Annotated in this window: 14 protein-coding genes; 11 read left to right on the forward strand and 3 right to left on the reverse strand. The window is 42.5% G+C overall.

Annotation, left to right across the window (positions count from 1 at the left end; genetic code table 11):
• Positions 1-43: 43 nt before the first annotated feature.
• The gene (locus R7R78_RS01535; RefSeq protein ID WP_054574115.1) at positions 44-601 is read right to left on the reverse strand and encodes a DUF3750 domain-containing protein; all 558 of its coding nucleotides are present in this window, start codon (positions 599-601) and stop codon (positions 44-46) included.
• A 479-nt stretch (positions 602-1080) separates the two neighbouring features.
• On the opposite strand from R7R78_RS01535, the gene R7R78_RS01540 reads away from it, so the two are divergent.
• From R7R78_RS01540 to R7R78_RS01560, 5 genes are all read left to right on the forward strand, one after another.
• Positions 1081-1443: a hypothetical protein gene (locus tag R7R78_RS01540; RefSeq protein ID WP_025766707.1), complete on the forward strand. Its 363-nt coding sequence runs from the start codon at positions 1081-1083 to the stop codon at positions 1441-1443.
• 35 nt (positions 1444-1478) lie between these two features.
• Positions 1479-1943 carry a GNAT family N-acetyltransferase gene (locus R7R78_RS01545; protein WP_225472884.1) on the forward strand — a complete coding sequence of 155 codons (465 nt, stop codon included), beginning with the start codon at positions 1479-1481 and terminating at the stop codon, positions 1941-1943.
• Between the two features lie 248 nt (positions 1944-2191).
• A complete protein-coding gene (locus R7R78_RS01550; protein WP_017634015.1) occupies positions 2192-3610 on the forward strand; it encodes an SLC13 family permease in 1419 nt (472 codons plus the stop codon).
• A gap of 3 nt (positions 3611-3613) precedes the next feature.
• Entirely contained in the window at positions 3614-4951 is a 1338-nt protein-coding gene (locus R7R78_RS01555) for an ATP-binding protein (RefSeq protein WP_005389108.1), read from the forward strand.
• Positions 4938-5411: a response regulator gene (locus tag R7R78_RS01560; RefSeq protein WP_005377744.1), complete on the forward strand. Its 474-nt coding sequence runs from the start codon at positions 4938-4940 to the stop codon at positions 5409-5411. Before R7R78_RS01555 ends, R7R78_RS01560 begins: the two co-directional genes overlap by 14 nt.
• 108 nt (positions 5412-5519) lie before the next feature.
• Here R7R78_RS01560 and R7R78_RS01565 read toward each other — a convergent pair whose 3' ends face one another.
• Complete coding sequence (locus tag R7R78_RS01565) at positions 5520-7223, reverse strand: putative bifunctional diguanylate cyclase/phosphodiesterase (RefSeq protein WP_213901119.1); 1704 nt, start codon at positions 7221-7223, stop codon at positions 5520-5522.
• A gap of 487 nt (positions 7224-7710) precedes the next feature.
• Between R7R78_RS01565 and R7R78_RS01570 the strand changes: the two genes are divergently transcribed.
• The 4 genes from R7R78_RS01570 (at position 7711) to R7R78_RS01585 (ending at position 12412) form a co-directional block, all read left to right on the forward strand.
• Positions 7711-8928, forward strand: coding sequence for an HD-GYP domain-containing protein (locus R7R78_RS01570; protein ID WP_225472885.1), 1218 nt, complete (start codon positions 7711-7713; stop codon positions 8926-8928).
• A 202-nt stretch (positions 8929-9130) separates the two neighbouring features.
• Positions 9131-9754 carry a LysE family translocator gene (locus R7R78_RS01575; RefSeq protein ID WP_005377741.1) on the forward strand — a complete coding sequence of 208 codons (624 nt, stop codon included), beginning with the start codon at positions 9131-9133 and terminating at the stop codon, positions 9752-9754.
• Positions 9755-9966: 212 nt separating this feature from the next.
• Positions 9967-11508: a YjjI family glycine radical enzyme gene (locus R7R78_RS01580; protein ID WP_151514746.1), complete on the forward strand. Its 1542-nt coding sequence runs from the start codon at positions 9967-9969 to the stop codon at positions 11506-11508.
• A 22-nt stretch (positions 11509-11530) separates the two neighbouring features.
• Positions 11531-12412, forward strand: a complete 882-nt coding sequence (locus tag R7R78_RS01585; protein WP_225472886.1) for a YjjW family glycine radical enzyme activase — start codon at positions 11531-11533, stop codon at positions 12410-12412.
• Positions 12413-12431: 19 nt separating this feature from the next.
• On the opposite strand, the gene R7R78_RS01590 is transcribed toward R7R78_RS01585, so the two are convergent.
• Entirely contained in the window at positions 12432-13370 is a 939-nt protein-coding gene (locus R7R78_RS01590; RefSeq protein WP_005377737.1) for a LysR family transcriptional regulator, read from the reverse strand.
• Between the two features lie 411 nt (positions 13371-13781).
• On the opposite strand from R7R78_RS01590, the gene R7R78_RS01595 reads away from it, so the two are divergent.
• Both R7R78_RS01595 and R7R78_RS01600 read left to right on the forward strand, forming a co-directional pair.
• The gene (locus R7R78_RS01595) at positions 13782-14552 is read left to right on the forward strand and encodes a TerC family protein (protein WP_225472887.1); all 771 of its coding nucleotides are present in this window, start codon (positions 13782-13784) and stop codon (positions 14550-14552) included.
• 160 nt (positions 14553-14712) lie between these two features.
• Positions 14713-15315: a 2OG-Fe(II) oxygenase gene (locus R7R78_RS01600; RefSeq protein ID WP_033905235.1), complete on the forward strand. Its 603-nt coding sequence runs from the start codon at positions 14713-14715 to the stop codon at positions 15313-15315.
• Positions 15316-15333: the final 18 nt, after the last annotated feature.

Consider the following 15333-nt stretch of genomic DNA (forward strand, 5'->3'; position numbering starts at 1 on the left):
CTTTATGCTGAACATAAAACGAGCCAGTGACTAACCTTTGCTGTTAATCGCTGGCGTAACCGCTACCAATTGCGCGAAACGGCAAGTTCAGCTCTAATTCTGGAATTTGTTTACCCACCCAAGCCGGAAATGTATTGCTATTTGGCCCTGGAAACAGCGTATATTCTTCAGCCCAAGGGTATTGGTTAATCACACTTTGTATTTTAGGGATAAGCTGGCGGGCCTTTTCACCTTGTATGGAGAGGATCTTTTCTGGTTTTGCACCATACCAATATCGATCTGGCGTCCCAGTTTGGTACTGATATAGAGCGGGTTGTCCGCGATTCACTCTCCAGCCGACTACTTCATACACTGTATATTCGTTCGCATTTTCAGGCTTTATTGCAAACCATGTATGAACAGCAAACCAGCCTCGCCAACCAAACGCATCTGCGGCGTAAAACTCAATCACAGCATGCTTAACATTAGAAGGGTCGGGTGCGATACCCGCAGGTTCTCTGCTAGCAGTACGCCAATCTCCTTGAGTGCATCCACCCAGCATAACCGCGATTGACATGAACCCAATTTTTACAAGGTGAGTAAAGTTGAGAAGGTCTTTCATTTATTGCTCCTAGACCAACCGATGTTGGTAACGCTCTATTGATTTTAGCTATAAAAACGTGGCAAGCCTGATTGTTGAAATCCTCTCCTTATTAAAAGAGAGAGGGAAGTTAGTGCCATAATTCCAGTTCATACGCAATAATAAGGTAAGCCGATTTGTAACATGTGGCATAGACGATGCCGTATTTCTCGAACGATTCGTCTAGTTGCGTATGAAAAAGTAAGAGGTTGTATGTATTCCTTACACAGCCACATGAATTAAAAGCATTAAAAAACAGAGGTTTACAGTGGATTTTGACTGATTGAGTGAGTTTGGGACTCTCACATTGTCTCACATTTGCTTGTTTTGGGCGGAATTTTCATCGCTCATCTTTTTGCGCGTTTAGAGTCAGCGTTCAGCTATGGCACAATAGGCGCTCACAGAACAAGTGCTGTTTGGTCATGCAAATAGCAGAAAAATAACTAGAAATAGAATAATTAATGTTTAAATCAAAAAGTATACTCGCATTAAGCATGTTCGCATTTGGCTGTTTTGCCAATCAAGATAGCGAACCAACGTCCGTTGTGCTGAACTATGGTGACTCCTCCATCAGTACTGATATTCAAGCCAATCGAAAATTTCATGTTGTCCGAGACAATGAAAGTGAGCACGTAGAATTTTCCGGCGGAATCATAAAGGAGTATTCCGATTATATTGTGAATGTTCATATCATAAGAAAAAGCAAAATACGCAGATCAAGCCGAGAGCTGAATACAACCGTACTGATGAACAGTGATCAGATTGGGAAGCCTTTAGTGATTGGCATTGAAAATGATGAGTTCACTAGTATCACTTTGCGTTAATGCTTAGTATTTATTGAATAGGAATGAGGAAATTGATGCTCTCAATACGCTGCTATCGCACCGAGGATGCCCCAACACTGTGGGCACTCTTTTACCATACTGTGCGAATCATTAATCGTCGCGATTATACGGAATCACAAGTTTCCGCTTGGGCACCATCAGATTTTGACCTCGATGTGTGGCAACACAAAATGGACGATATTCAACCCTACGTCGCGGAGATAGAAGGGCAGGTCGTTGGCTATTGTGATTTGCAAGGTGACGGCTTGATTGATCATTTCTTTTGCCATCATGAATACCAAGGACAAGGTGTTGGTCGTGATTTGATGTCTTTTCTTTTTTCACAGGCGAAAGTACAGGGGATAAAACGACTGTATTCTGAAGTGAGTATTACCGCCCGACCTTTTTACGAGAAAATGGGTTTCACAGTTAAGTCTCGACAACATGTTGAGGTTAGGGGAGAAACCTTAACTAACTTTATGATGGAAAAGTATATTTAACTTAAATAGTGAGCATTTAGTGAGCTTGAACACAGATATAAAATGTTTTCCAATGTGAAAACGAGTTCATTGATCTCGCACCAACGTTTTGTTTGAAAACAGTGTACATAATCTTCTCTGGAACGCCATTACCGCATTTCGTCTCTGAAGGCTTAAAAACAGTCTGAAAGTTTTGGTTTTGCGGCGGGTAATAGCGTTCCAAACGCCAAATGTGTCTGGCTAACCATCTCAGGAAGAGAAGTAGTACTATGCGCCCTTATCTCAAATACGTTGTTCCAACATTGATACCATTGCTTGTTTGGTTGATGCCTCTCTCTGCGTTCCCATTTGATGGCATTACTATCGTCCAGCAAAGAGTGATTGCAATCTTCTTGCTTGCCGCACTTTGCTGGGTATTCGAGCCAATTCCAATCTACGCCACTTCGGTTGTGATCATTGTCCTAGAGCTATTGCTTGTATCAAATAAAGGTATTGTGCTCTTTCGTTTGCAAGAAGGGCAGCCACATTTTGGTGAGCTATTACAATACAACGAGATAATGGCGACCTTCGCTAGTCCGATTATCATGCTCTTCCTCGGCGGTTTCTTTTTGGCTATGGCGGCGACAAAGTACAGGTTAGATGTCAACTTAGCCCGAGTGTTACTCAAACCATTTGGACAAAAACCAAAGTTCGTTATGCTGGGGTTGATGCTGATCACCGCTGTTTTTTCTATGTTTATGTCAAACACCGCAACAACAGCGATGATGTTGTCCATTTTAACCCCTGTGATAGCGGTTTTCGGGCCTAAAGACCCAGGTCGAATTGCATTCGCCTTGTGTATTCCTGTTGCAGCCAACATTGGTGGCATTGGTACTCCAATCGGCACGCCACCGAATGCCATCGCCCTAAAATATTTGGTTGGTGACAACTTAATTACGTTTGGTGAATGGATGGTATTTGGTGTGCCATTCGTTATTGTGATGATGGCGTTAGCCTGGTTTCTGATTGGCTTTTTGTATAAAGCCGAACAAACCACCATCGATCTGAACATTAAAAGCAAGTTTTTGAAAACACCCAAAGCAATAATGGTTTACGTCACCTTTGCCGGCACGATTATTCTTTGGTTGATGGGTTCTGCACATGGAATGAATTCTTACACAGTAGCATTAATTCCGGTGGCAGTGTTCTCATTGACGGGCATCATCAACAAAGAAGACTTGAAGAAAATCTCTTGGGATGTGCTTTGGTTGGTGTCAGGCGGTATTGCTCTGGGCCTTGCTCTAGATAAAACCGGGCTTGCGAAGCTGGTGGTACACAGCATTCCGTTTGATCAGTTCTCGCCATATGTTGTCTTGTTTGGTGCGGCTTTCTTGTGCTTGTTAATGGCAAACTTTATGTCGCATACTGCCACCGCAAACTTGCTGATGCCGATTATGGCTGCGTTAGGTACCTCTATGGCTTCGTTAACGCCTCTCGGCGGTGAAGTTACTCTGATCTTAGTCGTGACATTTGCTGCTTCACTCGGTATGTCGTTACCAATCAGTACGCCACCAAACGCGTTAGCTCATGCAACAGGGCATGTCGAGAGCGGCCAAATGGCTCGTATCGGTGCCGTGCTAGGCGTGATTGGCGTATTACTCAGCTTTGTGATGGTGTGGATTTTACATACTGTTGGGCATATTGGATAACCCATGTACGAAACGAAGTTAGACGCGTTAGTACAACGCTACTTTAATCACCTTGAACGCCGATTAACGGTTTTATCCGGGTCGGTGCTTATTGAGCAAGCTGGCTACAATGATCGCTTGTACTATGTGCTGTCGGGAGAACTGGCGGGCTATTACGCGGAAGATGACAAGAAACCGATTCAGGTATTTTCTGCGTCTCAAGGTGCGTTTATTGGCGTACATAGTTTCTTTTCTGGTACGTGGACTGCCTCTTCGACAGTGATTGCTCAAACCGATGTTGAATTGGCTTGGATACAGCGTGATACGCCCGCCGTGGAAGAGGCGACATACGGACCATTGACGACACAATTTATGCCTGTGATGGTTAACGAATTATCTCGTCGTCAACGGCGTGCAATGCAAGAGGCATTAGCTAAAGAAAAAGCGCTACAAAAGCTTCATACCGCAGAGCAAATGACAACGTTGGGGCAGCTTGCAGCGGGTATTGCTCATGAGTTGAACAATGCGATAGGCGTTGTAAGCAGTAAATCAGAACGGCTAGAGACAGTTATCATGGAACTGCTTGAAGAAGTTCATCCGGAAGCGAGTCAATTTTTTGATTTTGGTTTAATGCAAGGGCAGAAAGTCTCTTCTAGCGAAGCGAGAAAGCGGGGGCGTCACTTCGAAAAATACTACGGTTTAACCAAGGAGGTTGCTCGTGATCTTGCACGTGCCGTTCCAAATAACTTCCTTTCAGAACATTGGCTAAAAAGACCAGAAGAAGCGATACGTTTCTGGCAAATGGGGCGAGATCTCCATGACTTACGCATCGCTTCTAAACATACCGTTGGCATTGTGCGATCCGTAAAACAATTGGGGCGCACGGATATCGACTTGGATGAAGCGATTAACATCAATGATTCAATCAATCGCGCCTTGGCTCTATTGCAAAGTGACTTAAGACGAGTGAGTGTTCGTTTTAGCCCTGCGGATTTACCTGCTTTTATTGGTTCTCAAACCGAACTCGTCCAAGTTTGGGTAAATATCTTAAAGAATGCGTGCGATGCACTTGGTGAAACGGAGAAACCCGGTATCGAAATACATACTCGGGAGAGTAAGGGTAAAATTTTGGTCACGATTGCTAACAACGGACCAGAAATTGATGAAGCGACACGTAGAAAAATTTTCCGGCCAAACTTCACCACTAAAAAGGGGGGATTGTCGTTTGGTTTAGGGTTAGGTCTGTCGATTGTGAAGCGCATTATCGCCGGATATAACGGCTCTATTGTGGTAAAGAGCGACAGTGAAAAAACGATTTTTAGAATCAAGTTACCAGTAGAGGGTGAACATGGAGAAGCTTAATGTAATTTGCGTTGATGACCAACGAGAGGTACTAAGCGCGGTTCTACAAGATTTAGAGCCGTTAAATCAATGGTTGAATGTCGAAGACTGCGAATCAGCAGGTGAGGCTCTAGAACTGATGGATGAATTTGATGCAGAAGGCGAGATGATCGCATTGATTATTTCCGATCATGTGATGCCAGGTAAAACGGGAGTAGAACTGCTGACCGATGTATCAAAAGACGGTCGTTTTGGCTTTACGAGGAAAGTGCTTCTTACCGGGCAAGCGACGCACACCGATACGATTAATGCGATCAACTCCGCAGGCATTGACCGCTACTTTGAAAAACCATGGCAAGCAAGCCAATTAATAGAGTGCGTTAGAAACCTGGTGACCCAATATATCTTTGATGTGGGCTTAGATTACACTCAGTATCACGAACATTTAGATCAGAGTGTGGTGTTTGAACGCCTACGTTAATTAGGGGGCATTAAGCTTTGTTTTCGTCACGGCCAGTTAGTGTCTGAAATCTATAGTGAATAGTTCAGCATGTTTAACGTGGCCGTGCGGAATATTGCTCTAGTATGCTTAACTCAACGAATAGCGGCTTGCACTGGCAACAGAAAGTGGCTTAGAGAACCAATAACCTTGCAGATAATCGACGCCCATTTCGGTAAAAAATTCACACATTTTGGCGTCTTCAATTCCCTCAATCACTACTTCAATATTATTTTCCTGGCACATAGTGATAAGAAACTTCAGATATTCTTGTGAAGAGCGGTTGGTTAGTGTTTTCCACGCCATCGACCTATCAATTTTGATTTGTGTCATCGGGAGGTCGAAGAAGCTATTTAATGAACTGTAACCAGATCCAAAGTCATCCAGAGAGAGTGCAAATCCTAGTTCCCTGAGGGTATTCAGAGGGGCAATGGCTGTCTGATTATTATCCAAAATAAACGTTTCTGTTAGTTCCAACACAATAGACTCAGGAACGACACCAACCTCATCCGCCATGGCTTTAATTCGCGCAGGGAATTCACTATTCATTAACTGAAGTACAGAAACATTCACGTTTACACGAACTTGGTTTTGGTAACGCTCACGGTAGTTTTTGATAAATTCACACGCTTTGGCAAAGACTTGATATCCGAGTTCGACAATCAAACCTTTGTTCTCTGCGACGGGGATGAATTCGTCTGGATAAATTTCGCCAAACTCTTTGCTACGCCAGCGAACCAGAGATTCGAAGCTCACTACTTTTGAGCTTTTGGCGTCAATAATTGGCTGAAACTTAACGCTTAATGTCTGTTTTTCAAGTGCACTTTTTAGACCTTGCTCAATAAAGAAATAACGGTCTACGGCATGCTGAGTTTTCTCACTGTAAACCGCAACACGGTCTTTATTCTGCTCGCTTGCGTACTGACAAGTTCGTGCTGCTTTACGTAATATTTCCTCTGCTGAGTGACTTGGATCTATGCAAGGATACAAACCAATACTAATGTTACTTCCTAAGTATTGGCCCTCTTCAATCACTGCCTCGTGGTAGGTTTCCTTTAAACTTTCGGCATAACTTTGCAGCGTTTCTACCGAGCATTCATCGTGAATCAAAATCGCAAAGTCATCATCATGTACGCGATATACAGAACTATTTGGAGAAGGTAGGTGACTGAGAGTTTGTAGCAATTTTTCCACTAACCCATCGACCAACTCGCTGCCATATTGATTTAAGTAAGATTTAATCTCTTCTATCTGAATGTAACAGATAGATGCACAAGAATCGGTGGCTCGCACACTATCTTCAATATCCAGCAAGAGATGGGCGCGATTAGCCATACCTGACGCATTGTCATGAAATGCGACTTGATGAATGTAGCTTTCCATCAGCTTGCGTTCAGAAATATCACGGTGGCTACCAACCATATAATGACCATGTTCTGTTTCTTTGGTCATGGCTACGCCTTCAATCCAGACGTACTGTCCATTGGGTTTACGCACGCGGTAGGTCGTTGTGACCCTCGTGTTGTTGGTAATGATGTGAGCATCGACCCGAGTGGAGAGTCTTTCTCGATCGAGAGGGTGAACAAGGTCTAACCATTGCTCTAAGCTGATTCGACCAGCGTTGATACCAAGCTGCTCATAAAAGCCCTTGTTATAAAATACCATGGTTCCAAACTCATCCATGTAAAAGAGGCCTTCGTTAAACACATCGAAGATATGAATGAATCGTTCTTCGACGATTTTTAGGAACTCTCGGTCACTATCTGAGACTTGTTGGTCAAATATGGTGGTCAAGATATTTCCTCCTCGAGCCTTTTAGCATCAGAGATGAGTGTTGGGGTTGATAACATAGAGTTGATCTGCTGGCGTACATTACAATCACAAAAGTGTCAGTTCAAATTGTTTGGCTATCATTTTATGCGCTACTAGGTTAATAACATACTAAGATTAGGCGGCTAATCATCGACATTTATAAAAAATAGTCAACAGTAAAAATCATTTATAAAATACAGTTATTGATGCCGTCCGCAATCTATAAATATTTATGAATAATTATCCTAAAGTTATTTTCAGTTGTGTCGGTATCAATGTGCTGTTTTCTAACGTCATTTGTATATATGTTATCTTGGATAAAACCATAATAACAAAAAGGACTTAATGAGCGCGACCGATTATTAATTGACAGGATGCTCATTAATTGTAATCAATTCAAATTTATTATCACGCCAAGTAATCAAATCTCTTATAATGCGGACGTTAATATCGAGTAAGCCTTCTTTATATGCAGTACGATCCGAAAAATTCAATCAAAATTGCGCTCGCTGATATCGGCGTTGGTATGTTTGTTACCGCGATAGAGCACAACAAGCGCGTCAATTTAGCCAATGCAGGGCGGATATCTAGCCCTGAAGGCATTAAGAAGCTTGCTACAAGTGGCGTAAAGTATGTTTGGGTAGATCAAACATTATCTTCGCAGCAGTGTGTCTTCAAGCCTGTAGATGAATCAACTGATGCCACTAAAGAGACGAGAGAGCAGAAACACTCAGATTTTAAGAGGGGTCAACGAACTTATCGTTCGAGAGACATCCAACACAAGCGAGCCAAAAAGCTGATCGCCGAAGCAAAAGATTTGGCGCAGAAACTATTGAATCAAACTTTTGAAGGAAAAATCATTGAAGTTGATGAAGTAGAAGCTTGGGCTGACGATGTCATTGAAAGTGTTTTGATTGACTCAGATGCGTTGCAGTGTGTCTCTGCACTCCGAAAAAAAGACTCTTACTTATTGGAACATTCCGTCAATGTCGCTTGTCTTTTAGTGTCATTCGGTAAGTACTTGGGCTTGGATAAGCCAACGCTAAAACAGCTTGCTGTAGGTGGCATTATTCATGATGTAGGTAAAATTAAAGTCGATGATAAGATCTTGCACAAGCCAGCGAAGCTAACGCCTGAAGAATTTGAACATATGAAGCTACATCAAGTGTTCGCAGGTGAGATTATCCTTCACGTAAAAGGACTTAGTGACGTAAGCCGTGATGTTTGTTTGATGCACCACGAGAAGTTAGATGGCAATGGTTATCCTAGAGGCTTGAAGGGGGAGGAGATTCCAATTCACGGCCGTATGAGCTGTATTGTAGATATCTACGATGCGCTAACGGCTGATCGCTGTTACAAAAAAGGCATGAGTTCTGCCGAAGCGTTTAAAATCTTGTTGAGTCTAACGCCATTTCATTTAGACGCCGACTTAGTTTACAAATTCATTAATTGCATTGGGATGTACCCCGTAGGCTCTATTGTCGAGTTGAACGATGGGCGTGTTGGTATTGTTTGGTCTTCAAATGAATCTCAAGCATTAAAGCCAGAAGTGAAATGTTTCTACTCCCGCAAGTATAAACGATACATTGATGTCACGATTGTGGATTTAAAAACGAGTGCGTACAAAATTGAAAGAGCGATAGCGCCTTCATCGTTAGAGATCGATCCTAAGCCTTTTTATGATTAAGAGAAATGGATAAGCTTATACAACAGGCTTTACATCCTTGCATGTAGATCGTATTTTATTTGCATAACTATCTATTAATTTTTTCTAAGTTATTTAGATGCAAGATGGTTCTTAAGACCTCGGCTTCATGGATAGAAACCGGGCGATAAAATAGTTCTATACACAATGGGCTATAAACCTCTTTTTTCTGGAAGGGATGCCAATGCAAATAGATACATGGATTTTTTACACTCTTGCCATTCTCGTGCTCACTGCTTCACCAGGACCAAGCTCACTGTTGTGTTTGAGTAAAGGAGTGAGTAGTGGGTTTCGTATTGCTTTCATGACTGCACTTGGCAGTTTGTCTGCGATTACGATCATCCTTACGCTCTCATTTACCGGGCTGGGAGTTGTCATTGCTTCATCTGAGTTAGTTTTTAATATTATCAAATGGTGTGGTGCCGCTTATTTAATCTGGTTAGGTATTCAAGCGTTGCGCTCATCTCAGACAGATTTTAATAAAACGGCAACGACTCAAAGTTCCGCGACAGCGTTCAGCGCGTTCACTAGTGGTTTCATTGTTGGCGCTAGTAACCCCAAAGCGATAGTCTTTTTCACCGCTTTGTTTCCTCAATTCATTGAACCTTCCGCACCGCTACTGGCTCAATACGCGATTTTCGCGTCTACATTTGTGGTTTTTGAGCTTAGCTGGCTAACATTTTATGCATTGTTAGGGGTAAAAGCCTCTGATTGGTTGTTTGTCGCTGGAAGAGCGAAGTTGTTCAATCGTTTGACTGGTGGAGTATTTATTGGTGCTGGCGTGATGTTGTCGACGGCAAACCGATAAATAAGACAGACTTCGGTACGCAGTTAGGTTTTCCCATATAGTAAGTTGGAATGCGCTAATTTAGCTTTGTCTTATTTCCAGAATGGAAATAGACGTTTTGTTTATTTTCATTAGTGGCAACAGCCAAGCAGGAGTAAAATCACGTTACTCTTTAGGGGTAGAGCTCGTATTTTGTCTTGTGGGCTTGTGGTTACTTTGTAGGAATATCTTAGATGACAAGCCTTTCTAAACTACAACAACGTTTTCTAGATATCGCGACCGACGTCCGTCTTTCTCCAAAACAGAAGTCGAGTTTTTTAGCTTTAGAGGCGGAAGCGTGCATTCCTTACATGACCGTATCTCCATCACTGAGACAAGCAATGGATGAAGGCATCATCTGCGATATGTTTGAAGGTCATGCACCGTTTAAACCTCGCTATGTGTTGCCTGATTACGCTAAATTTCTATCGCAAGGCTCAGACTATTTAGAGTTGTCTCCGGCTGATGATTTCGATGATGCGTTGAACATGCTGACCATCATTTACCATCATGTTCCTTCGGTAACGAACATTCCGGTTTACTTAGGCCAGTTAGATGATGTCTTGTTGCCTTACATAGGCGACCTAACAGAGAGCCAGATTTACAAAAAGTTAAAACATTTTTGGATCATGCTGGATCGCACATTGCCAGATGCGTTTATGCATGTGAATGTCGGACCGACAGACAACATTATTTGTCGCACTGTTTTAAAAGTAGATGCGGAGCTCAAGCAGATCGCACCGAATCTCACCTTTATGTACGACGAGACAGTTACACCTGATGATTTACTTCGTCAAGCGACACAGAACATTTGTGAATGCAGTAAACCGCATATCGCCAATTACCCAATGCACGCGAAAGCCTACAACGGCTCACGCTTTGGTATTGTAAGTTGCTACAACTCGCTTCCATTAGCAGGTGGCTCGAACACATTGGTGCGAATGAATTTAAAAGAAGTTGCAAAACGAGCATCAGACTGTAACGACTTCTTAAATGCGTTGCCTTCTTACCATCGATTAATGGTCGAGCTCATAAACGCAAGAAGCACGCACTTGCATGAAAAATCGAACTTCTTTCAAGGCTTTTTGACGCAAGAAGGGTTGATAAAAGAGTCCTATTTCGCGCCAATGTATGGCGTTTACGGCATGGCCGAAGCGGTAAACCTTCTATTTGAAAAAGAAGGGCAAATAGGGCGATACGGAAAAAATGATCGAGCAAATACTTTTGCTCATGATGTTTCAGCAACACTGGCTAAACTGGTGGACTCAACCCCGGTGAAATATGGTTTAGATGGCAAAGCGCTCTTACATGCACAAGGCGGCATTAGCTTAGATCATGATGTTACGCCAGGTGTACGTCTGCCTTATGGTGCAGAGCCAGACCCTGTCACTTATGTACAAGCAACGGCGAAGCATCATCAGTATTATCGTGCGGGTATCAGCGATATTTTGACGATTGATGAAACGGTGAAATCTAACCCAGAAGCGATGTTCAATTTATGTAAAGGGGCACTAAATGCTGGTTATCGTGAGTTTACCGCGAATGTCACTTCAAATGACTTAATTCGCGTGACAGGCTACATGATCAAACTTTCAGATGTCGCGAAATATGATAAAGAAGGTTCGAGAACCAACACGACGTTTCTAGGTGCAGAAGCAGCAAAAAATACCAAAATTTTAGAACGCTCGCCACGTGTGGTGAGTCATGAAGTAACACCGACTTACACGCAGGCATAAGTTCGGTTTAGGAAAGAACAAGATGTCTAGACGAAGTGGAAGCCTTTTGGCAAAAGTCACTCGTATCCTTCCTTTCTCTTGTGTTGATGGGCCAGGAAATCGTCTAGTCATCTTTCTACAGGGTTGTAACTATCAGTGTTTGAACTGCCACAATCCTCACACGATAAACCATTGTAATCATTGTGGTGAGTGTGTGAGTGAATGTTCAGCAGGCGCATTGAAGTTCGACGAAAACAACAACGTTGTTTGGCTTAAAGAGGAGTGCACCCACTGCGATCATTGTATAGAGATATGTCAGAACCAATCTACTCCAAAAATTACTGACTACTCTGTAGTAACAATGCTCGATTTGATACGCAAACATCGCTTTTTCATCAGTGGTGTTACTGTATCCGGTGGGGAATCTACCTTACAACTTCCTTTCATTATTGAGCTGTTTAAAGGGATAAAACAAGATCCTGAATTACGGCACCTCTCTTGTTTCATCGACAGTAACGGTTCTTTAGCGGTTGCTGGTTGGCAGCGTATTCTACCTTTTCTGGATGGCGCAATGATCGATTTGAAAGCGTGGCAGACGGAGACGCATCAGTGGCTAACTGGGCGTGATAATCATCGTGTATTTAAAACCCTTCAGTACCTTGTTGAGCACGAAAAATTGTACGAGGTCCGCTTACTGCATATTCCCCAAAAAAGTGATTTAGATATAGAAATCGTAGCAATTGGACGTTACTTGAGTACTCTTCCTGAATCGGTGCTTATACGTTTAAATGCCTTTCAGCATCACGGAGTAGTGGGGGAGGCGTTAACTTGGGATATGTGCTCTCATCATGATATCGAACGCTTAAAATCAGAGCTTCGATGCTACGTGAGTAACCCTATCACAGTGCCGACAGTACTCACGTAGTACCGTTGTTTATCTATGCTTACGCATCACAGGCATCTAACATGGCGCAGGCGTCGAGTAATTGTTGCTGTAACCATTTTAAAGCGGGATCGTTTAAGCTCGCTTTGTTCCAAACGAGGCTGTAGGCTACCTGTCCGTAATCGAATGGAAGAGCTTGTTCAACCAAACCTTTTGCTTGCATTGCCGCTCTTGCCCAAAGCTTGGAGCATGTGAACAAGTAATCCGAGTGCTGACACATCACCGCAGCTGAACCAAAGTCGGCTACACGCATGGCCAAGTTTCGCTTTGAATGCCTTTGGGTGAGATTTTGCTCAAAATAAGGTTGTGACAGATCTTTATCATGAATACCGATGTGTCTTGCACAAAGGTAACTTTCAACAGATAAGGGTTGCTCAGCGAGTGGGTTCGATGCTCTCATTAAGCAAACCATTTCGTCTTTCAAAATGGTTTTCCAGACCAAGTCTTTATTTTGTGTGGGTGGTTGGCTGAGATCGTGAGGAAGCAACAAAAAATCCACTTGACCTCTTGCTAATGCATCGAAGCTCATTTCCTCTTTCGCATGGACATTCAAGTGCGCGTGGTTGCTCAGTTGTTGGGACAAGTGCTGTAGAACTGGCGCAAAGAGCTCAAATGAACTTTCACGCATTGCTAATGAAAAACTACCTTGATAGTAAGCCGGATTAAAAGAGCCTTGATGTAATAATCCATTCATACTGGAGAGTATGCCATGGATTGATGGGCCTATATGCAGCGCAAATGCTGTCGGCACTAAGCGAGTGCCATCACGGTAAAAAAGGTCATCCTTTAGCGTTTCGCGCAACTGTCCGAGCGTTTTACTGACGCTCGATGGTGTTACACACAAGCGTTCTGCCGCAAGTGTGACGCTGTGAGTGGTTAACAACATATGTAAAACAGTTAGATGTTTAAGGCTTATACGCGAAAGAGCAATGTAGTCCATAAATAGCATGGTTTCTTATGATTTTTGGCAGTATATCAGCATGAAACAAATTTTTACTATTGTTTATCTCGGAAACACGCCTGTTTCTCTTTGAGCTCAATGCATTTAATGGGTTGCATAAGGATTGATGGTGCTTATAAGTCTAGAAATTTATCTTAGTTTTGTTGGACTTTAATGCTTTCATTTATTCAATTCTAAAGCTTCTATGTAATTTTAATCAATTTGGAGGAGTTGATTGATTTGTACACGAATTAAACTTGTTCCTTGTTAATTAAAATAGATATTGTTTTGTTGATTGTTTGGTGATTTACTCATGATCCCTCAGTAACAAAGGTATAAATAATTAATGGACGACCCCTTTAGTCGACAAAACCCTTCACCATATGTCTTCTTATTATTGGAGACATGCTCATGCTAGAACTTTTTATGCAACCAGAAGCTTGGGCTATTTTCGCCACTTTGTTTGCGCTTGAAGTTGTCTTAGGCGTTGATAACGTCGTTTTTATCTCTGTCTTATGTGAAAGACTGCCGCTGCACCAACGTAAGCTGGCAAGAAGCCTTGGTATTGGTCTGGCTGTTGTTGCTCGTATTGGTTTAGTGTTTTCAATCTCTTGGATCATGCAACTGACTCAACCGCTATTTTCTTTGGCGAACCATGCGTTTACCGGAAGAGACGTCATCATGATTGCGGGTGGTGCATTCCTCTTGGCTAAAAGCCTGAAAGAGTTGTGGAGTTGGTTAAATCACAACGAGTCTGCTCACTCAACTCACGCCCGTACTGGTTTAGCGGTAGTTCTGTTGCAGATTGTTGCCGTGGATGCTGTATTCTCGATGGACTCGGTGATAACCGCCGTTGGTTTGACAAGTGATGTCCCACTTATGGTCGCAGCGATTGTTTCTTCTGCTATCGTGATGGTCATGACAGCAGAAAAAATCAATAACCTGGTGTCGTGTTACCCTGGTTTTAAGACACTTGCTTTGTTATTCCTCGTTTTGTTAGGTGGTTTATTGATGTCAGAAGGCTTCGAAATTCATATCAACAAAGGTTATGTGTATTTTGCGATGGCATTCGGCTTAATTCTGGAACTTTGTCATATCCAGTTAAAAAACAAACAACGCCCGACTATTAAACGTCTTAGTCCGTTGCGAGTTCATCCAACCAGATTAGAAGCTCGTCAATAATAAAAGATATTGCCGCTCATATGAGCGGCATTTTTATATTCGTCATCACCTATTTTTACTCTCTTTTTATTTTGTTGTCGTTTCGACAAAAAATCGCATTTGTTGTGGGGTTGAAGATTTTTTATATAGACCGCCCAACTAATATGAGTGAACGACAATAATGAATAAAATGATCGATGCGTTAGCAACCCATGGTTACTACATCTGGGATGATTTTCTTTCTGAACAAGAAGTGGATCAATTGCGAGACTGCATTCCAAGTAACTGGAAAAAAGCGCGTATTGGTCGTAATGACGATGTGACTCGTATTGAGTCAATTCGAAGTGACAAAATTCAATGGTTATCGCCCAATATGGGGCACGCGGTTACTTCTTACTTAGATAAGATGGAAGAAATACGCCAAGAAGTGAACCGTCACTTGTTTCTGGGACTTTTTGAGTATGAAGCTCACTTTGCCAAGTACGAGGAAGGGGATTTCTACCAAAAGCATCTAGATTGTTTTAAGGGCAATGAAAACCGTCGATTGACAACCGTTTTTTACATGAACGAATCTTGGACGGAAAAGGATGCAGGTGAATTGGTGGTTTACGATCTAAATGATAATAAGATAGCAACCATCCCTCCTCAATCAGGACGCTTACTTTTATTCTTATCTGAGCAATTCCCGCATGAGGTTTTACCGACCAACGCAGAGCGGTTCAGCATTGCAGGTTGGTTCAGAATCAATGGTGTGCGAGACAATGTACTTGATATTGCAAAATGATTGGTTTGCAACCTGTAC

The organism is Vibrio sp. 2134-1 (assembly GCF_033339495.1).